The organism is Siculibacillus lacustris (assembly GCF_004328075.1).
In the GTDB taxonomy this organism is placed as follows: Bacteria; Pseudomonadota; Alphaproteobacteria; order Rhizobiales; family Ancalomicrobiaceae; genus Siculibacillus; species Siculibacillus lacustris.
In genome coordinates, this window is the sequence record NZ_SJFN01000004.1 from 136240 (window position 1) to 154776 (window position 18537).

At 69.0% G+C, this 18537-nt stretch carries 14 protein-coding genes, 1 tRNA gene and 2 pseudogenes; 7 read left to right on the top strand and 10 right to left on the bottom strand.

Annotation, left to right across the window (positions count from 1 at the left end; genetic code table 11):
- Window positions 1-2709, top strand: a complete 2709-nt coding sequence (locus EYW49_RS04235; RefSeq protein WP_131306533.1) for a caspase family protein — start codon at window positions 1-3, stop codon at window positions 2707-2709.
- A 168-nt stretch (window positions 2710-2877) separates the two neighbouring features.
- Window positions 2878-3972 (top strand): hypothetical protein, encoded by a 1095-nt coding sequence (locus EYW49_RS23380; protein WP_228259466.1) that lies wholly within the window; start codon window positions 2878-2880, stop codon window positions 3970-3972.
- A gap of 291 nt (window positions 3973-4263) precedes the next feature.
- On the opposite strand, the pseudogene EYW49_RS23705 reads toward EYW49_RS23380, so the two are convergent.
- The 3 genes and pseudogenes from EYW49_RS23705 to EYW49_RS04250 form a co-directional block, all read right to left on the bottom strand.
- Window positions 4264-4554, bottom strand: a pseudogene (locus tag EYW49_RS23705) (DEAD/DEAH box helicase family protein); the annotation flags it as partial.
- Window positions 4527-4949, bottom strand: coding sequence for a restriction endonuclease (locus tag EYW49_RS04245; RefSeq protein ID WP_131306535.1), 423 nt, complete (start codon window positions 4947-4949; stop codon window positions 4527-4529). The pseudogene EYW49_RS23705 and the gene EYW49_RS04245, both read right to left, overlap by 28 nt.
- A gap of 563 nt (window positions 4950-5512) precedes the next feature.
- Window positions 5513-5589, bottom strand: a tRNA-Arg gene (locus EYW49_RS04250).
- Between the two features lie 310 nt (window positions 5590-5899).
- Between EYW49_RS04250 and EYW49_RS04255 the strand changes: the two genes are divergently transcribed.
- Complete coding sequence (locus tag EYW49_RS04255) at window positions 5900-6640, top strand: thermonuclease family protein (protein ID WP_131306537.1); 741 nt, start codon at window positions 5900-5902, stop codon at window positions 6638-6640.
- Between the two features lie 59 nt (window positions 6641-6699).
- Window positions 6700-8130 (top strand): M48 family metalloprotease, encoded by a 1431-nt coding sequence (locus EYW49_RS04260; protein ID WP_131306539.1) that lies wholly within the window; start codon window positions 6700-6702, stop codon window positions 8128-8130.
- Here the strand turns inward: EYW49_RS04260 and EYW49_RS04265 are convergent.
- Window positions 8108-8521, bottom strand: a complete 414-nt coding sequence (locus EYW49_RS04265; RefSeq protein WP_131306541.1) for a MerR family transcriptional regulator — start codon at window positions 8519-8521, stop codon at window positions 8108-8110. The two genes, EYW49_RS04260 and EYW49_RS04265, sit on opposite strands and share 23 nt — an antisense overlap.
- A gap of 71 nt (window positions 8522-8592) precedes the next feature.
- On the opposite strand from EYW49_RS04265, the gene EYW49_RS04270 reads away from it, so the two are divergent.
- Window positions 8593-8997: an EthD domain-containing protein gene (locus EYW49_RS04270; RefSeq protein ID WP_131306543.1), complete on the top strand. Its 405-nt coding sequence runs from the start codon at window positions 8593-8595 to the stop codon at window positions 8995-8997.
- Here EYW49_RS04270 and EYW49_RS04275 read toward each other — a convergent pair.
- The 6 genes and pseudogenes from EYW49_RS04275 to EYW49_RS04300 all read right to left on the bottom strand — a co-directional run bounded on the left by EYW49_RS04275 (window position 8988) and on the right by EYW49_RS04300 (window position 17273).
- On the bottom strand, window positions 8988-9848 hold the full coding sequence (locus EYW49_RS04275) for an RNA polymerase factor sigma-32 (RefSeq protein WP_131306545.1): 861 nt from the start codon (window positions 9846-9848) through the stop codon (window positions 8988-8990). The genes EYW49_RS04270 and EYW49_RS04275 overlap by 10 nt on opposite strands.
- A 288-nt stretch (window positions 9849-10136) precedes the next feature.
- A complete protein-coding gene (locus tag EYW49_RS04280; protein ID WP_131306547.1) occupies window positions 10137-10754 on the bottom strand; it encodes a CarD family transcriptional regulator in 618 nt (205 codons plus the stop codon).
- Between the two features lie 507 nt (window positions 10755-11261).
- A complete protein-coding gene (fdxA, locus tag EYW49_RS04285) occupies window positions 11262-11600 on the bottom strand; it encodes a ferredoxin FdxA (RefSeq protein ID WP_131306549.1) in 339 nt (112 codons plus the stop codon).
- 194 nt (window positions 11601-11794) lie between these two features.
- Window positions 11795-12091 (bottom strand): annotated as a pseudogene (locus EYW49_RS04290) (S4 domain-containing protein); the annotation flags it as partial.
- A gap of 118 nt (window positions 12092-12209) precedes the next feature.
- Window positions 12210-15521 (bottom strand): helicase-related protein, encoded by a 3312-nt coding sequence (locus EYW49_RS04295; protein ID WP_228259468.1) that lies wholly within the window; start codon window positions 15519-15521, stop codon window positions 12210-12212.
- 912 nt (window positions 15522-16433) lie between these two features.
- The gene (locus EYW49_RS04300) at window positions 16434-17273 is read right to left on the bottom strand and encodes a DUF3108 domain-containing protein (protein WP_165498125.1); all 840 of its coding nucleotides are present in this window, start codon (window positions 17271-17273) and stop codon (window positions 16434-16436) included.
- A gap of 256 nt (window positions 17274-17529) precedes the next feature.
- Between EYW49_RS04300 and rpmB the strand changes: the two genes are divergently transcribed.
- Window positions 17530-17829: a 50S ribosomal protein L28 gene (rpmB, locus tag EYW49_RS04305; protein WP_131306555.1), complete on the top strand. Its 300-nt coding sequence runs from the start codon at window positions 17530-17532 to the stop codon at window positions 17827-17829.
- Window positions 17830-17927: 98 nt separating this feature from the next.
- Window positions 17928-18530: a VUT family protein gene (locus EYW49_RS04310; RefSeq protein WP_131306669.1), complete on the top strand. Its 603-nt coding sequence runs from the start codon at window positions 17928-17930 to the stop codon at window positions 18528-18530.
- The last annotated feature ends 7 nt before the right edge of the window (window positions 18531-18537 follow it).

An 18537-nucleotide genomic window follows, 5' to 3' on the forward strand; every position in this document is an offset into this window, starting at 1 on the left:
ATGAGATGCCTGTTCTTCGCCTGCCTCTTGGTACTTCTCTGGCCGTCGAACGCCTCTGCGGCGGACGCGCCGGTCCGGCGCGCCTTCGTCGTGGGGATCGAGCGCTACGCCGACGGGGATGTCCAGAGTCTGGCCCGCGCGAATACCGATGCCCGTGATTTCGGACATGATCTCGAACAGATCGGGTTCGACTCCAAGAACATCACGGTCATCACAGATCTCCCCAACAAGACCGAATTTCAGAAGAAATTCGACCCGTTTTTGAAATCCATCAAGCCAGGAGACCTCGTCGTCTTCTTTTATTCAGGCCACGGATTGGGCGTCGAAGCGACTAATACGAATTATATTTTGCCGGGTAATCTGAAGAGCGCGCTGACCTATACGAAGAACAAACTGTCACCGGCGGAACGCAAGGACGATTCGGTGGTCCGCGCAAAGATCCCGGCCTTCCTCGACCCGTACAATGCCGAAGAGATTCCGGCGGTCGGGATCTCGGTGCGTGACATCGAACGGCAACTGGCGGAGCGCCAGCCCGGCGCGGCCCTGCTCCTTCTCGATGCATGCCGCACCATCCTCCGGGCGGATCCCAACGAGATCGGCAAGGCACGGCGGGCCGGCGAGGGTGGCAGCCGACTGGTGCCCAACGGCGAGACGCCGGACCGGTTCCTCGTCCTTTATTCCGCCGCGAACGGCGAACAGGCGGTGGAGAGCTTCGGCGAACTCGATCGGCGGCGAAATTCGCTGTTCACCGAAGTGTTGCGCGACGAACTGATGCGGCCGGGTCAGTCGCTGGTGGCCCTTGCCGAGCGGGTCGCCCTGGCGGTGCGGTCGATCGCCGCCGAACACGGGCGGCAACAGGTTCCCGAGTTCTTCACCACCCCGGACCGCGCGCCGGACGATGTCTATCTGGTCGACACGATCGGGGAACGGCGGTTCCGGATCGTCAACTCCGGCTGCGAGGGCGCCAAGGGCGACTGGGCCAATATCGTGCTGCAGCCTCGCCGGTCGCAGATCGAGCGGCATATTCGCCGCTTCGCGACCTGCGGCACGGCCGAGGCGGCTCGCGCCGCACTGATCGGTCTGGTCGACAGTCCCGAAGAGACGGTGGCTCAACCTCCGGCTTCGCGGAGGGCGATCGAGCCTTGCGATTTGTTGGCGGCGTCCGAATCCGATCGGGCCCGGCCGCCGGAGGTGGTCGGCGTGTCGCTCGCCGCCATCGTTGATCCGGACGCCGCGGTCGCCGCCTGCCGCGCGGCCTCGGAGAACAACCCGCGGGTCGTGCGCTTCCTCTTCAACCTGTCGCGGGCGCAGCTGGCACGGGCCAATCGGCTCGACCCGCGCAGTCAGAAGACCGAGCGGGACGAAGCCTTCCGCTATGCCCGCCTGGCGCTCGAAGACGCACAGAAGCGGGGCTATGTCGCGGCGATCCACAATTTGGCAGTGTTATGGGACCTGGGACTCGGCGTCCCCGCCGATGTCGAAAAGGCCAACGGCCTGTATAAGCAGGCCGCCGCCCAAGGCTTTCCGCTGGCCATGTATGCCCTCGCCCGACGTTACGAGACCGGCGACCGCGGTTCCATCCTGCGCAACAACGAACAGGCCTACGAATGGTACGCCAAGGCCTCCGACGCGGGCCTCGTCGACGCCACCGTGAAGACCGGCGCCTTCCTGTGGCGAGGGACCGGCGTACCGACCGGTACCAACCCGCGTCGGGCGGTGGAGATGCTGCAACGCGCCGCCGATGCCGGCTCACTGGAGGCCAAATTTCAATTGGGCCTCTACTACTACAACGGAAGCCGCCCTAATCAGCAGCAGGAGGCGAACGCGGTCCGGCGTGACCCGACCCTCGCCCTGCTGTGGTTCGGTCGCGCCGCCGAGATGAACGATGTCCGAGCCCAGTATTTCCTCGCTTGGCTGATGGCCTTGGGGGAGGGGCTCGCCAATCCACAGCCGGAAATGGCAGAGAAATACTGGCGGTTGGCGGCCTATGGCGGCAACGTCGACGCCGAGATCGAACTCGCGCGGCGCCTTCGCGCGGGAACCGTCCTGGCCAAACCGGAGAACGGCGCCGAAGAGGCCGAACGGCTGCTTGAACGCGCCTTCAGCCAGGGATCATCGCGGGCGGCCCTGGAGCTCGCGCGCATCGCGCGCGACCGATCGGGCGACGACCGCGATCCGGTCGTCGCGATGCGCTACGCCTATGAAGCGATCCGCCTGACGACGCTGGGCGATCCGCTTCTCCCCGACGGCTCGTTCTACAACGAGGTCGCGGCCGGCCATCTCCTGGCGGAAATGGCCAGGAACAACGAGACCGTGGTCGGAGGTACCTCGCTGCTCTCCAAGGACGAAATCGATCGCGTCGAGAAATTCTACGGGCAGGTCGACGAGGCGAGCGGGAGAGTCAAGGTTCGTTGGCTCAGAACCAGACTCAACTGCTTCATCCTGAAGGACAGGAAGGGCGTCGAGACCAATTACCCGACGTCACGGCTCTACGATCTGTGGGTGTGGGACTGGGGTCGGGAGGAAGCGCCGACCGAGCCCCAGATGCGGCGGCTGGAGCACGAGACGAACTGCATGTACAATCAGGACCTGCGTGGGACGCTGGTCGCCAGTTTCCGTCAGGCCCAGAAGAGTCACATCCCATTCGCGGATCTCATCGACGAGCAGATCCGCATCGCCTCGGGGGGAACCCCGCGCAAGCGCCGCTGAACTTTCCGGGGTGACGCGATCGCACCACTGCGAATACATCGAGACGTCCGGTCGTGCCGGACCCGTGGAGGGAACAGTTCCATGGCCAGTGCAGAGAGAGTTTCGTTCAAGGCGATCGCCGTCGGCTCGGCCTTCCTGGCCGCCGGATTGACCTTCGAGCCGGCCCCGGTGGCGGCCGGCAACAAGGTCGGTGCCGCCGTCGGTGGCTTCCTGCTGGGCGTGTTGGTCGCCGCCGGCGTGCATGGCGCCTCGCGCGAGCACCCCACGGGCAACCATGGGCGGTCCGGGAAGTCGGGCGACGGCAACTCCACGACGTCATCGGACGACGCGCGCAACCGCTCGCTCGCCGCCCTCGCTCCGGCGTCGGCGCGCCAGACCGCGGTGCTGAAATCGATCACCCCGGCCGCCGACCTCGGCTCGGTCGGGTCGACCGACGATCGCGATCAGATCGGCGAGACCCGGTCCAAGGACGCCGATCGCGACGACGCCACTCTCGTCGCCTCGATCATCGAGGCCCTCAAGGCCGGTGAGAAGAAGGAGAAGGCGAGCGGCGAAGGCGACATCTCACAACACGCGATCGCCCTCGCCGTCGACGATGCCTACAAGCGCGCACGGCTCGATCGCTTCGCCTCCTTCGTCGGCGAAAACTGGACGCCGGAACGGCTTCGTGTGATGATCCTCGAGCGGGTCGACGTGGCGATCAAGGCACTGCAGAACGGCACCAACAAAGGGCGCGTGTCGATGAGCGATCTGCGTCTCGTGATCGATCGTGCGGCCGACGATGTCTATGAAAGACTGTTCGAGACTTCCGAGTTGCTTGGAAAGAACCGCAGCTCCACGCTGTTCGTCCAGTCGCTCTACCAGGCTCACGGCAACGAGGCGATCCTCAAGGTGCGCGAGCGCATCGAATGGATGCTGCTGCGCGGGGCGGTCGCCTCCGGTGGCGAGTTCGATGCGCTGATCCGACGCGACGCGCGCGTCAATGTGCTGAGCTACCGGAAACAGCGCATCGTCTTCGATTGTTTGGCCGAGAACATCGTCCGGGTGGGCGCGGCGATCCAGGGGGTGGCCGACGAAGCGGAGATCGAGACGCGGATCAACGATCTGGCGAAGGGCGAGTGCCGCGATTGGCTGACGAATCAGCTGACGACACCGGATCGTCGGTTGGCCCCGCAACAGCCGATGCCATTGCGTACGGTGTGGATGAAGGAGGGGCCGGTCGAAGACCCCTCGATGTATTCGAGCCAGACATCGATCCGCTGATCGACGCGGGGCTCCGGCAGACCGTCGACACCCCTGGACGTCGGGACCGATCGCCGCAGCCGGTGACGGGCAGCGCCGGTCGGCCGTCACCTCACCGAACTCGATCCGGCGCGCGTGCGACCGGGTCAGCTCTTCGTCGTCTCGCCGTGTCACGGTCCTTTCGCCGGTGTCTCTCGTCCGAGTTTCCGTCATGGCCATCGCTCTCGCGAAGCCTCGTCGGGGAATCGGGCGGTCGCGCCGCGCCACACCGTCGGCGCCGACGCCTCTGACGATCGACCGTTCGCGGATCGTCTGCGACATGAGCGAAAGCGAGGGCACGAGGTAGAGCATGCGCCCGCCCTTGCCAGCCAATGCTTCCGATACGATGAGGCCGGTATAGGTTTTGCCCCTACCGCAGGCCATGACCATCTTGCCGCGATCCGCGGTCGCGAGCCCGGCCTTAACGGCCGCCAGTGCTTCGATCTGGTGCGGGCGCGGCTTTTTCTTGTCGAGAAGTGCGACCTTGTCGATATCGGCAAAGGTCAGCCAATCGATGCCGCTGTCTTTGAGGTCACTCAGGCCGACCCTCGTCGTTTCGACGATCTGGTCTCACAGTGCTTCGTCTGCGTGTTCGCTTCATTGACACTGGTCGTATCGATGATCAACCGGCGAACGAAGGGGCGCTTGCCCGAAGCAGTGAAGAAGCTGTCGATGTCGGCATTCTGGATACGGTAACCTTCTCGGTAGAACTTGCATTGGACCGCACACCGGTCTTCGGGGCTGTCGGCGAGTTGCGCAACGAGGTCACTCCCCGTGTCGCGTTGGTCGGCGCGGTTTTCCTTCGTCCCATCGGCGAAGGTGAGGACTCGGCTGAACTGTGACTTCTGGGTCGGCGCGTTCTCGAGCCAAACTTCGACCAGTCGCTCGAAATAGGTGCCCTTCTCACGCTCCGAGGCAGAGTTCAGGCGGTACTTTTCGAGGAGTGTACGCAGGTTCACGAGAAGGCCTCCCGATTAAGGCCTCCCGATTCAGTGTTCGGGGTGATGATATCCGACTGAAACAGCACCGTGAGGGACAGCGCGGCGCAAGGGCGCAACTATCGGGGGAAAGCTTTGAATTGGGAACGAATGAGTCGGGATTCTTGTTCCGCGGCGATAGCTGCTGCACCAGCAGAGAAAGGGATTTCACCACCACCAAGCGCACGTTCTACATAGTCGAACGGGTGACCGAGGTGGGGTCCCCCTTTGGGTCCCCTGGGGGGCGGGAGACCTGGCCCGGCGCAGCGCCGCAATCTGTTCGCCATCCAATCCGGCAGCATCAAACGCATCGATGGCTTCCGCAGTTTTCTGCAACGCTCGAATTAGTCTCGCTTCGCGGCAAGCGGGACTGGTCGATCCCGTCGTGGAATCGGGGTAGGTGCGCGCGGAATATTTCCGGGCTCCGGCCTGCTCAGTCCGCCATTGTTCGCCCCAACCCAATACAGGGTGGTGGGTGATTTGGTGGGTGAGGAAAATATAAAAATAGGAAAAGGGCTGGAAACCGCCAAAAATTGAACGCGCGATGGTGTCCCGGACGGGATTCGAACCCATGACCTACGGTTTAGGAAACCGTTGCTCTATCCTGCTGAGCTACCGGGACATCGTCGATTCCGGCGTCGCCGCGCAGTGGTCGCGGCGACGCCGGCTCGCATAGCATGTTTTCCGGCGGCGTGCAGCAGGCGGCGAGCGACGACGGTCGACGGGCGAAGCCCTGCAGTCGTGGCGGGACGGGGACAATGGCGGAACCCGGTGGCAGACGATGGTGGAGGGGAGGTGGCGGCGGAGCGGCGGGCCCGGGGCTCGCGGCCCCACCGGCATCGGTGGCGCGCCTGTGCCGCGGGGCGACGGCCCTGGCGATCGCCGCGGCCGCGGCCGTTGCGATGGCCCCGGCGGCCCGGGCCGAGCCCTGCGTGGTCGGGACCATCGAGCCGGTGTGGGTCGATCACACGCCGAGCGGCGACGAGGTGGTGCTGGTCGACGGACGGCGGGTACGGCTCGCCTCGGTCGAGGCGCCGCGACCGCCCCTGACGCCGCCCGGGGCAGGGGGCGCGGCCGGTCCGTCGGTGGCGGCGATCGCCGCGGCGGTGACGGGGGCGCGGGCGGCGCTGGCCGAGGCGGTGGAGGGCCGCGAGATCGGCCTGATCGATCTCGGCGAGGATCGCCACGGCCGCCGCCGCGGCCATCTCCTCGACGAAGCCGAGGGGCGGTGGATCGAGGCCGATCTGGTCGCCGCCGGTTGGCTCCGGGTGGTGCCGGGGCGCGACGACCGACCTTGCGCGGCAGCCCTGCTCGGCCCCGAGGGCGAGGCGATCGCGGCGCGGCGCGGCGCCTGGGGCGCGGCGTTCTTCGCGGTGCGGGCGGCCGACGATACCGATCTCGCCGCAATCGTCGGATCCTATGCGGTCGTCGAGGGACGCGTGGTTTCGATCGGCCATTCGGGCGGGCGGACGTTTCTCAATTTCGGGCCGGACTTCCGACGTGACTTCGCCGTGGTGTTGAACGATAAGGACCTCGAAAGGCTGAAGGTGCGCGGTTTCGACGCGGCTTCGGCGCGGGGTCGGCGGGTGCGGGTGCGCGGCGTCGTCGACGGGCGCGGCGCACCGCGGATCACCGTCGAAGTCCCCGAAGAGATCGAACTGGTGACGAGGTAGGTGTGAGGTCTTCGACGATCGGCGGCAGGACGAGGCGGCGGGCCCGGGCGGGCGCGGCGATGCGCGCGCTGGCGACGGCGGCGGCGGTGGCGATGCTCGCCGGCTGCGGCTCGATCGGCCAGTCGGATCCGCTGGTGTCGCGTGGCTCCGGATCGATCCAGAGCAGCCTGACCTCGCCGTCGGCCGATCCCGAGCACGATCGCATCGTCGCCGGCTACGGCGGCGTCTACGACGATCCGCGGGCGGCGCAGGCGGTGGCGCGGGCGGTGGGGCGGATCGTCGCGGCCTCCGACGATCCCTCGCAGGCCTATCGCATCACCATTCTCAATTCGCCGGCGGTCAACGCCTTCGCGCTGCCCTCGGGCAATCTCTACGTGACCCGCGGCCTCCTGGCGCTCGCCGACGACACGTCGGAAGTGGCGGCGGTGATCGCCCACGAGATGGCCCATGTCACGGCGCGCCACGCGGTGGCGCGGGCGCGGCGGGCGGAAGCCGCCTCGGAAGTGACCCGGGTGGTGGCCAACGTCATGCAGGATCAGGACGCCCAGCGTCTGGCGCTGGTGTCGACGCAGCTGTCGCTGGCGCGCTTCAGTCAGGTCCAGGAGCTCGAGGCCGACGCGATCGGGGTCAGGACCCTGGCGCGGGCCGGGTTCGATCCCTTCGCGGCGTCGCGCTTCCTGTCGTCGATGGCGCGCTTCGCCGACTATCGCAGTTCGCGCGGCGGCGTCGCCAAGAACCCCGACTTCCTGTCGTCGCATCCCTCGACGCCGGAGCGGATCTCCTTCGCGGTGCGGGCGGCGCGCGAGATCGGCGCGCCGGGCATCGGCGAGCAGGAGAAGGACCAGTATCTCTCCGGCCTCGACGGCATGGTGTTCGGCGACGATCCGTCCGAAGGCTTCGTGCGCGGCCGGTCGTTCCTGCACAAGGGGCTGGGCATCCAGTTCACCGTGCCGGCCGGCTATGCCCTGGAGAACACCACCAAGGCGGTGTTGGCGACCGACACGCTCGGCACGGCGATGCGCTTCGACGGCGTCGCGGTGCCCTCCGACACGGCGCTCGCCGACTATCTGTCGTCGGGCTGGGTCAACGGACTGATCGCCGAATCGGTGCGGGCCACCACCCTCGGCGATCTGCCGGCCGCCACCGCGACGGCGCGGGCCGACGGCTGGACCTTCCAGATCGGCGTGGTGCGCAAGGCCAACACGGTGTTCCGCTTCATCTTCGCGGCGCAGGATCCGGCCGGATCGCTCGACGCGACTTTGGCCGAGACGATGCAGAGCTTCCATCGCCTGGCGCCCGAGGATTCGGCGCGGCTCCGGCCGCTGCACCTGCGCATCGTGCGGGTCAAGCCCGGCGACACGGCCGAGAAACTGGCCGAGCAGATGTCGGGAATCGACCGCAAGGTCGACCTGTTCCGGGTGCTCAACGGGCTCGGGGCCAGCGATCCGGTCGAGGTCGGCAAAGCCGTCAAGATCGTCTCGGAGAACTGAGCGCCCCTCGGCCCGCCGCTCGCGCCGACGGCGCGACCTCGGGCGTGGCGGGTTCGGGGCCGTCGAGGACGGCGCGCAACCTCCGGCGACTGGCGGCGAGGGCGCCGATCCGTCGCTCGATTTCGGCGAGGCGGTCACGAATCTCGGCACGGAGCTGCGGGCAGGGCGCCGCGTCCTTCGCGGCGGTGCAGGGCAGGATCCGGCGGATGGTGGCGAGCGTCAGCCCGGCGGCGTTGAGTTCGACGACGTGGGCGACGGTCTCGAGGTCGTCCGGCCGGTAGATCCGGTAGCCGGTCGACGTGCGGTGCGGCGCCAGCAGGCCGCAACGCTCGTACCAGCGCAGCATCCGGACGCTGACGCCGCTCAGACGCGACAGTTCCCCGATCCGCACGACTCGGCCCCTTGACCCTGACACGAGTGTCAGAGGGTATCGTCGCGGCGGTTCACGGGAAAGGAACCGTCATGCTGAAACTCACGATGTTGGCGACGCGTCTACCAGATCTCACCGCCGCGGCGTTCGACCGCCACTGGCGGGAGGTCCACGGCCCCCTGGTCCGTTCCCATGCGGCGGCACTGCGGATCGTCCGCTACGTCCAGACCGCGCCGCTCGTCGACGCGGCGGTCCAGGAGACGCTGCAGACCACGCGCGGCTGCCTGCCCTTCACCTTCGACGGGATGGGGGAGCTGTGGTGGACGAGCCTCGACGACTACCGTTCGGTCCGCGAAACGGCCGCGGGGCGCACCGCCCTGGCCGAGGTGATGGCGGACGAGCGCCGCTTCGTCGATCTGTCGCGGTCACTGCTGTGGTTCGGCGCGGAGCGGCCGATGATCGATCCCGCCGCGATGCCGGAGCGCGATCAGACGTAGGCGGTGCGGTCGTTGCGGGCGAGCAGGGCCGAGCGCAGCTTCTCCAGCGCCCGCGCCTCGATCTGGCGGACGCGTTCCTTGGAGATGCCGAGGCGGGCGCCGATCGCCTCGAGGGTCTCGCTCTCGTCCTCGAGCCGGCGCTCGCGGACGATCCGCAATTCGCGGTCGTCGAGGACGCGCAGGGCTTCGACGAGCCAGTTGTGGCGGCGTTCGCCGTCGATGAAGCCGGTCACCGTGTCGTCGATCGCCGGGGCGTCGCTGACCAGCACGTCCTGGCGCTCGCCGCTGCCGTCCTCCTCGTGGAGGGGGGCGTTGAGCGACGAATCGGGGCCGGACAGGCGGGCGGTCATCAGCTGGACGTCGGCGACCGACACGTGGAGGGTCTCAGCGATCTCGGCGAGCACCGTCTGCTCGTCCTCGGCGCCGTGCTCCTGGAGCAGGCGGGCGCGCAGGCGGCGGAGGTTGAAGAACAGCGCCTTCTGGGCCGACGAGGTGCCGCCGCGGACGATCGACCAGTTGCGCAGCACGTAGTCCTGGATCGCCGCGCGGATCCACCATGCGGCATAGGTCGAGAACCGCACCTCGCGCTCCGGCTCGAAGCGGGCGGCAGCCTCGAGCAGGCCGACGTGGCCCTCCTGGATCAGGTCGGCGGGCGACAGGCCGAAGCGGCGGAACTTGGCGGCGATGGCGATCACCAGACGCATGTGCGAGGCGGTCAGGCGATGCAGCGCGACCTCGTCGTGGTGCTGACGCCAACGCTCGGCGAGATCACGTTCCTCGTCCCGCTCGAGATAGGGAGCGGCCATCGCAGCCCGAACCAGGCGGCGACGTTCACTGGGCTCGTTGGCCATGGTGTCGTCTCTCAGCCGGCGACCGCGGTGCGACGGGGCGGCTCCGCGAGCCTCGCCCACATCAACGACGCAACCCCGGTTCGGGTTCCCGACCGGCGTCACGCCGCGGGCTCGGCGCCGTCCGACCGTCGCCCGTCCCCCAGAGTTAAGCCAAGACGCGGGAGACGTCCAGTCTCTTGCGAATCGAAATCACTCGCAGCTGGAGTCGTCCGAACCCGATGAGCGGACGAAAAAAGAGCCCGGAACGGGGTTCCGGGCTCTCGGCAACTGGGGCAGCGAAGCCTGCGATCAGGCGGCTTCTTCGCGGTCTTCCTCGACGAATTCCGCCTCCGCCGGGACATCGGCATCGACGTCCGTCTCGCCGGGCTTGACGATCCGGCGCGGGTTCTTGAGGAGGTTGGACTCCACCAGACGCACCGCTTCGGTCTCGGAAACGTGATCGACCGCGGCGACTTCCCGCGCCATCCGGTCGAGCGCCGCCTCGTAGAGCTGGCGCTCGGAATAGGACTGCTCGGGCTGGGTGTCGGCGCGGTAGAGGTCGCGGACCACTTCGGCGATGGCGACGAGATCGCCGGAATTGATCTTGGCCTCGTACTCCTGGGCGCGGCGCGACCACATGGTGCGCTTGACCCGGGCCCGTCCCTTGACGGTCTCCAGCGCCTTCTTGACCACGGTCGGCTCGGACAGCTTGCGCATGCCGACGACGGCGATCTTGGAGACGGGGACACGCAGCGTCATTTTATCCTTCTCGAAGGAGATGACGAAGAGCTCGAGCTTGTAGCCGGCGATTTCCTGATCTTCGATACCGGTGATCTGGCCGACACCATGCGCAGGGTAGACGATATATTCGCCGGACTTGAAGCCGTGGCGGCTCTGGGTCGTCTTCTTGAGGGGGGTGTTGGCCATACGCCCGATACTCCTGATCGATATGCCCTTCGTCACGGGGCTTCGAAGAAACGACGTCTCGTCATTCGGTCGCCGAGCAGATCACGCCGGCGTCCGTGGTCGAACGACGCGCCACCCCCCGATCCGAGCCAGCTCGGTGGGAAAAGGCGCGGTCCCGAGAATGTTCAGTCGGTCCGGAAGGTGCTTTCCCAACTGGAGAACGCCGTCATCGCATCGTGGTCCTTCGGCCCGGGAGAGTGCGACGGAGATGTCGACACGAGCCGGGAGGCTGCGATGATCGAGGCGATCATTCGGAAACTCCACATGGGAGAAAGCGGGGGGGAATTCGACTGCGACGATCTACATACCACGAAATACGAGGATTTCAAAGCTCCAAGGCGGTAGACCACGGCACGCGCGGCGTCCTCGCCGGGAGGATCCCGTCGATCGGTCCGCAGGTCGCGGAAGGTGACGCGCAGCGCGCCGCGGCGGCAGGCCCGCGCCGGGCGCGTTGCTGCGGCGGGCGGATCAGTCGCCCTGACCGGGCTTCGGCGAGAAGAACTTGGTGAGCTTGTCGGTCTGGCCGTCGAAGTCCTTGGCCTCGGGCAGCGGATCGCGCTTGGCGGTCAGGTTGGGCCAGGTCTGGGCGTATTCCGCGTTCAACTTCAACCACTTGTCGAGGCCGTCCTCGGTGTCGGGACGGATCGCCTCGGCCGGGCACTCCGGTTCGCAGACGCCGCAGTCGATGCATTCGTCGGGATGAATGACGAGCATGTTCTCGCCTTCATAGAAGCAGTCGACCGGACAGACTTCGACGCAATCGGTATACTTGCACTTGATGCAGTTGTCGGTGACCACATAGGTCATGTCGTAGTCCTCTCGTCTTGCGACCGGCCTGCCGGGGTCGGTGCGGGCGTCCCCCGGGGCGGGGACGGCGAAGATCGCTCCGGTTCCGGTTATCCGAGGTCGGCAGCGAGCGCAAGCGCGGCGACTCGACCACTTCGACGGAGGGCCGCGGTGGGCGCCTGCGTCTCACACACGGCTGCACTGCAACATGAACATCAGCCGGCGTCGGTCCCGTCGGGCGGAGCGTCGCGCACCGACGACGGGCGCGGCGGCGACGGGCTCAGGTCCTCGAACAGGGCGGCGGCGCGTTCGGCCGATCCGCGCTTTTCGACGAAGCCGAGCACCCGCAGGACGCGGACGCGGTCGTTCAGGGTGATGGTCAGGGTCTCGCCGCGGCGCAGGACGGCGCCGGGCCGGGTCTCACGGCGGCGATCGACCCGCACCCGACCGGCCTCGACCAGGGCCTTGGCGAGGGGCCGGGTCTTGACCACCCGGGCGTGCCACAGCCAGCGGTCGAGGCGCTGGCGATCGGAATCGTCGTCCGCGGTCGTGCGAGCCTCCCGTCGCGACGGAGGGACCGGTCACCCCGAGCGCCGGAGCGCGACCCATGGGCCGCGCCCCGGCGGGGCGTCACTTCTTCTTGTCGGGGCGACCCTTCGATTCCAGCTCGGCCTTGAGAGCGAGCAGGGCGGCGAAGGGCGAGTTCGGGTCGATCGGCTTCTCGCTGCGCTTGGCGCGGTCGTCGGCGCGGGGCCGATCGTCGCGGTCGTCGCGGCGCGGCGGCCGGTCGCCGGGACCGGCGCGCTCGGGACGGCCGCGGCCGCCTTCGGCGAAGCGCGGACGTCCGCCCTCGGGCCGGGCCTCGCCGCCGCCTTCGGGGCGGCCGGGCATGGTGGCGTCGCGGGCACGACGACTGGCGGCGTTGGGGGTCGAGACCGGGGCGGCGTCGCGACGCTCTCCGCCGGGACGGCGTTCGCCGCCGGCCTCGCCGGAGCGATGACGATCGCCGCCGTGATGGCCGCCGCGATGGCCGTGGGGGCGGTCGCCGCGTTCGAAGCGGCCGGGCCGCCACACGTCGATCTCCAGGAAGTCCGGCTCGGCGACGGCGGCCGGAGCGGCCTCGTCGGAAGCGGTCTCGGTGGCCGCCTCGGCTTCGACGGTCGCGTCCGCGGTTTCGGCCGAGGTCGCGGCGCCCTCGGGGGCTTCGACGACCTCGGCGGGGGCTTCGGTCGATTCGGCGACGTCGGGCGCGGCCGGCTCGGCTTCCACCGGAGCAGCTTCGGCCGACGCGGCTTCGGCGGCCACCGGCTCGGCTTCGGCCGGGGCCGATTCGGGCGCCGCTTCCGCGGCGACGGTCTCGGCCGGCGCCTCGGTCTCGGTGGTTGCGACGGGCTCGCTCGCCACGATCTCGGTCGCCTCCGCCGGAGCGGGGGTCGCTTCGGCCGAGACTTCGGCTGCCGCGCTCGCGGCGGCTTCCGCGACTTCGACCGGCACGATCACCGCGGCCGGCGGGACACGCGGCGCCGGCTTGGGCACCTTGCGCTTCTCGACGCGGTAGCCGAGCGACTTCAGCACCGAGGCGAAGTCCTCGCCGGAGCAGCCGAGCAGCGAGGTCATGGCGACGGTGACGGTGAAGGCACCGCCGCCGGCGATGGCGCCGTCGGGGGGCGAGACGCTCGGATCGAGCGGCTTCCAGGCGATCAGCGGCCGGATGATGTCGGCGAGACGCTCCAGGATGTCGATGCGCACCGCGCGCTCGCCACAGACGCGGAAACCGGCGATGCGGTAGAGCGCCTTGGGGATGGTCTTGTCGAGCGGGATCGAGGTGCGGCCGGAGGCCGAGAGATGATTGAGGTCGGCGGCGGCATGGGCGTCGACGTCGGCGTGGGCCAGCGCCCACAGACGGGCGATCAGGCCGCTCGGCGCCGGCTTGAGCAGGACCGGCAGGAACACGTGGTAGGCGCCGAAGCGGACGCCGTACTTGCGCAGGCTGGCGCGCATGGTCTGGTCGAGGGCCTTGACCTCCTCGGCGACCTGGGAGCGTTCGAGCACGCCGAGCCCTTCGACCAGTTGGAAGGCGAGGCCGCGGCCGAGCCCTTCGAGGTCGGCGGCGTCGCGCAGGTCGACCAGGGGCTTGAGCAACACGGCGATCTGGGTGGCGATCCACAGATCGAGCCGGGCCTGGACCTTGTCGCGGGCCGGACCGGTCAGTTGCTCGTCGGCGAGCAGCAGGACCGCGGGGCGCAGCGGGTCGGGGCCGGTGGCGAGGCGGGCGACGGTGTCGCCGAGCCAGCGCAACGAGCCGTCGGCAGCGAGCACGACGTCGCCGTCGGGCGCGCGCCCCAGGCGATCGGCCCGGGCCTCGATCTCGCCGGCGAGCGACTTGGCGGCGGCGGTTCGCACCGCCTTGCCGTCTTCGCCCTCGGCCGTGGGATCGGCGACGAACCGGAACCCCTGCAGGTGGCCGACCCGATGTCCCTCTACGAGGACGTCGCCGCCGGTGGTGATCTCCGCTTCGATCATCGCGTTCTCTCTCAGACGTCTCATGAGGACGGAAGTGCGCCGGTCCACGAAGCGCCGTGTCAGGCTCTCGTGCAGGGCATCGGACAGACGATCCTCGATCGCGCGTGTCTTGTCGCGCCAGTGGACGGGGTCCGTCAACCAGTCTGGTCGATTGGCGACGAAGGTCCACGTCCTGACATGGGCGATCCGCGCCGACAAGGTGTCGATGTCGCCGTCGACCCGATCGGATTCGGCGACCCGGGCGGCGATGAAGTCGTCGGGGATCGTGCCTCTTTCGACGAGGAAGCGAAAGAGGGTCGCGACGAGATCGGCATGATTGGCCGGCGCTATCTTGCGATAATCCGGCAATTGGCACACGTCCCAGAGCATCGCGACGTGTTTCTCGCCCTGGGCGAGGCGGGCGAGCTCGGGGTCGCGGGCGGCGTGTTCGAGCGCGCTCTGGTCGTCGGCGAGCGGCGCACGGGTCAGGCCTTCCTCGGTCGGAGGGGCATCGAGGGTGCGACGCAGCGCCGCGAGGCTCGTGAACTCCAGACGCGGATTTCGCCACTGCAGACGCGGCAGCGGCTGGAAACGATGGGTCTCGAGCTGCTCGACGAGATCGTCGGGGAAGGGATCGACGCGGCCGGTGACCCCGAAAGTGCCGTCCTTGAGATGGCGCCCGGCGCGGCCGGCGATCTGGCCGAGCTCGGCGGCCGAGAGATTGCGGTATTGATAGCCGTCGTATTTGCGGCTGCCGGCGAAGGCGACGTGGTCGACCTCGAGGTTGAGCCCCATGCCGATGGCATCGGTGGCGACCAGATGGTCGACGTCGCCGGACTGGAACAGCTCGACCTGGGCGTTGCGGGTGCGGGGGCTGAGTGCCCCCATCACCACCGCGGCGCCGCCGCGCTGGCGGCGGATCAACTCGGCGATGCCGTAGACCTCTTCCGCCGAGAAGGCGACGATCGCCGAACGGGGCGGCAGGCGCAGCAGCTTCTTCGACCCGGCATAGGTGAGTTGCGACATCCGCGGACGCGTGACGATGCCGATCCCGGGAATCAGTTTCTCGAGCAGGTCGCGGACGGTCGCCGCACCGAGCAGCAGGGTCTCGTGGCGGCCGCGCAGGTTGAGGATGCGGTCGGTGAAGACATGGCCGCGCTCCAGATCGCCGGCCAGTTGCACCTCGTCGATGGCGACGAAGTCGACCTCGGTGCGGCGCGGCATGGCTTCGACGGTCGAGACCCAATAGCGCGGATCGGGCGGGATGATCTTCTCTTCGCCGGTGATCAGCGCGACGGCGTCGGCGCCGGCGCGGGCGACGACGCGGCCATAGACCTCGCGGGCGAGCAGGCGCAGCGGCAGGCCGATCAGCCCGGACGGCTGGGCGAGCATGCGCTCGATGGCGTGGTGGGTCTTGCCGGTGTTGGTCGGGCCGAGCACGGCCGTGACCGTCCGCGCGCGGATCTGCGGCGGCAGAACGGGCAGGGCGGCAGCGGCGGATGGTGGGGGCGTCCGAGGCGTCACTCGATGGTCCCGAACGAGCCGCAGGCCCCGAGGGCCGCGGAACAGGGAACGCGAGGTCTATCACAGAGCCATCCCGAATGCGCGTCGAAATGCTGGGCGGGCCGCGGCAGCGGCGGATCGTTCATAAATCGCCGGCAACCGGAACGAGTCCCGAACGAAAGGCGTCCGAATCGCTGTCGTTGCGTGAGTCCGATTCCGTTCCCCACCGCATGTGGGGGGTCGGCGGGCGCGGCGGGCGAATTCGCGAGTCCTTTCCGCGATCGAGCCGGGGCCCGGCCGTTTCGCCGCAACGATCTCGTGTCGATCCGGGACGGCGTCCGGCGGGGAAGATCGGCACAATTTTAGGTGGTGGCGTTCGCCGGCGCGCGGTCGGCGCGTTCACTCTTCCGCGAAACCGGGAACACAGCGGCGACGAATCGGCACGCGGCCGATGATCTGGGTTCGTTCTCTCGAGATGCGGGGGGCTCCGGGACCGGATCCACCAAGGGCGGCGCGCGGAGAAGAGCGGCGGCGGCCGTCGCGATCCACCTGGGCGCTTCCATCGCAAGGGTCTCGTGTCGGAACGGGACGCCCGACGCTGCGGCGCGAACGCGGCAAGGGCCGGGCGTCGGTGGGGGCGGCTCGGGCCGGCGGCACGGACGTTCACCGCGAGGCGACAGCGGGAACAGGACGGCGACGAATCGGCGATCCTCGTCGATTCCCGTTTCGTTCTTACCGAATACGGTAGGGTTCGGGCGCCGCGCATCCAAATGTGGATCGCCGTCGCGACGCCATGGGCCGCATCGACCCTGAAACGTCAAGACCTGCGTGCCGGAACGGGACGCGGGGTCAGTCGCGGCGCTCGCCGCGGCGGCTGCGGGCGGGAGTGGCCGGTGCGGCGGGGCTTGTGGTCAGGCTGTCGAGGGTCAATACGGCGGTGCCGAAGGGCGTGGCGGCCGAGGCCTGGACGGGAATCGACAGATCGACCCGGTCGAGGCGGCCGAGGGTCAGCTCGATGTCGCGATTGTCGGCCATGCGGCGGACATTGGGCAGGTCGGTGCGGTGGCCGGCGATCGGGATCCAGCGCACGGCGCAGGTGGCGGTCGCGCCGGCGAAGCCGTCGGGGCGGGTCGCCGGGCCCGGCTTGGCGGTCAGGGTGACGTCGTAGCGGGTCCAGCCGTCGAAGATCGGCAAGGTGCGGGCGCAGGCGCCGGCGCCGTCGGTGGGCACCAGGGCGGCGCCGAGGGGGTCGACGACGCCGCGACGATGGGCCTCGGTCAGCGGCACCACCTCGGGCCGCGGCCGGATCGGCGGTTCGACCTCGGCGGTGACGACGCGGCCGTCGGCGAGCGTCAGCGTGACGGCGGCGGGCTTGCGCCCGCCCGCCACGGTCAGGCCGTAGCGCCGCGGCACCGGTCGGCCGGCGGCGAGGCGGCCTTCGGCGGTGACCTCGCCGTGGGTCGAGGCGACCAGGCGGGCGAGGCCGACGGTGCGCCAGTCGATGCGGGCGCGATAGGCGCCGCCCTCGACCACCAGCACCAGATCGGCGCGGGCGAGCGGCAGGCCGAGCAGGGTCACCGAATAGGCCGCGCGGGTCTCGATCGGCGCGGCGGCGGCCGGCGCGACGCAGCCGGCGCAAGCGGCGAGAACGAACGCGGCGCGGCGCGCGGCGGGGAAGGTGTGCGACAATCGGGCTCTCCGGCGGGCGCCGCGCCGTCGCACGGGGCCGGAGACGACGGTCGGCGGCGATCCCGGCGTTTTCACGGCGCCGAATGGGCGAATGCGGGGGTGCTGCGCGGTCGGGCCTTCGGGAAACACCGGTCGGATCGCGGAACGGCTTGACGCCCCCGCCCCCGATCACTATAGGAGAGCGACTTTTCCGACACCTCGTGAGACGTGGACACCCGGCGTCCCTTCGGACCCGGAAGACAGAAGGATGTTTCCCATGGCTCGGCGCTGCGAACTGACCGGCAAGGCAGTTCTGTCCGGCAACAACGTCAGCCACGCCAACAACAGGACTCGGCGTCGCTTCCTGCCCAACCTCGTCGCCGTGACGCTGATCTCGGACGCTCTCGCCCAGAACGTGCGCCTGCGCGTCTCGGCGCATGCGCTGCGCTCGGTGGAACACCGTGGCGGCCTCGACGCGTTCCTGACCAAGGCGTCGGAGGTCGAGCTGTCGCCGCGTGCGCGTCTGCTCAAGCGTCAGATCGCCCAGAAGCTCGTCGCCACCGCCGCGGCGGCCTGAGCGACGTGGCGACCTCTGGTTCGATGAACACCGGTCCCGTCCGCGATTCGTTCGCGGGCGGCGCTCCGCGTTCGGCACTCGCCGCGGCGATCACCGCCATGGTGGTGGTGGTGGTGGCCTCCAACGTGCTCGTCCAGTATCCGGTCGAGGCGCGGATCGGCTCGCTCGATCTCGCCGATCTCCTGACCTGGGGCGCCTTCTCCTATCCGGCGGCGTTCCTGGTCACCGACCTGACCAACCGGCGTTTCGGCGTCGGCGTGGCGCGGCGGGTGGTGGTGGCCGGTTTCGCGGTGGCGATCGTGCTGTCGATGGCGCTGGCCGGCCCGCGCATCGCGGTGGCCTCGGCCTCGGCCTTCCTGATCGGCCAGCTCCTCGACGTGACGGTGTTCGACCGTCTGCGGCGGGCGGTCGGGTGGTGGAAGGCGCCGTTCGTCGGCTCGCTGCTCGGCTCGGCGACCGATACGGCGGTGTTCTTCTCGCTGGCCTTCGCGAGCCTGTTCCAGGTGCTCGGGGCGGCGGACGCCTTCGCCGGCGAGACCGCGCCGCTGTTCGGCCTGATGGCCGCGGAGGCGCCGCGCTGGATCAGCTGGGCGATCGCCGACTTCACCGTCAAGCTCGGCTTCGCCGCGCTGTTCCTGGTGCCCTATCGGCTCTTGATGAACGTGTTGTGGCCGATCGCCGACCGCTCCGCGGCGGCCTGAACGACCG

Bases quoted from the DNA above. Each gene is read 5' to 3' on its own strand.
- EYW49_RS04235 (WP_131306533.1), top strand. From the start codon at position 1: ATGAGATGCCTGTTCTTCGCCTGCCTCTTGGTACTTCTCTGGCCGTCG.
- EYW49_RS04310 (WP_131306669.1), top strand. From the start codon at position 17,928: ATGGTGGTGGTGGTGGTGGCCTCCAACGTGCTCGTCCAGTATCCGGTC.
- EYW49_RS04260 (WP_131306539.1), top strand. From the start codon at position 6,700: ATGCGCGCGCTGGCGACGGCGGCGGCGGTGGCGATGCTCGCCGGCTGC.
- rpmB (WP_131306555.1), top strand. From the start codon at position 17,530: ATGGCTCGGCGCTGCGAACTGACCGGCAAGGCAGTTCTGTCCGGCAAC.
- EYW49_RS04280 (WP_131306547.1), bottom strand. From the start codon at position 10,754: ATGGCCAACACCCCCCTCAAGAAGACGACCCAGAGCCGCCACGGCTTC.
- EYW49_RS04275 (WP_131306545.1), bottom strand. From the start codon at position 9,848: ATGGCCAACGAGCCCAGTGAACGTCGCCGCCTGGTTCGGGCTGCGATG.
- fdxA (WP_131306549.1), bottom strand. From the start codon at position 11,600: ATGACCTATGTGGTCACCGACAACTGCATCAAGTGCAAGTATACCGAT.
- EYW49_RS04270 (WP_131306543.1), top strand. From the start codon at position 8,593: ATGCTGAAACTCACGATGTTGGCGACGCGTCTACCAGATCTCACCGCC.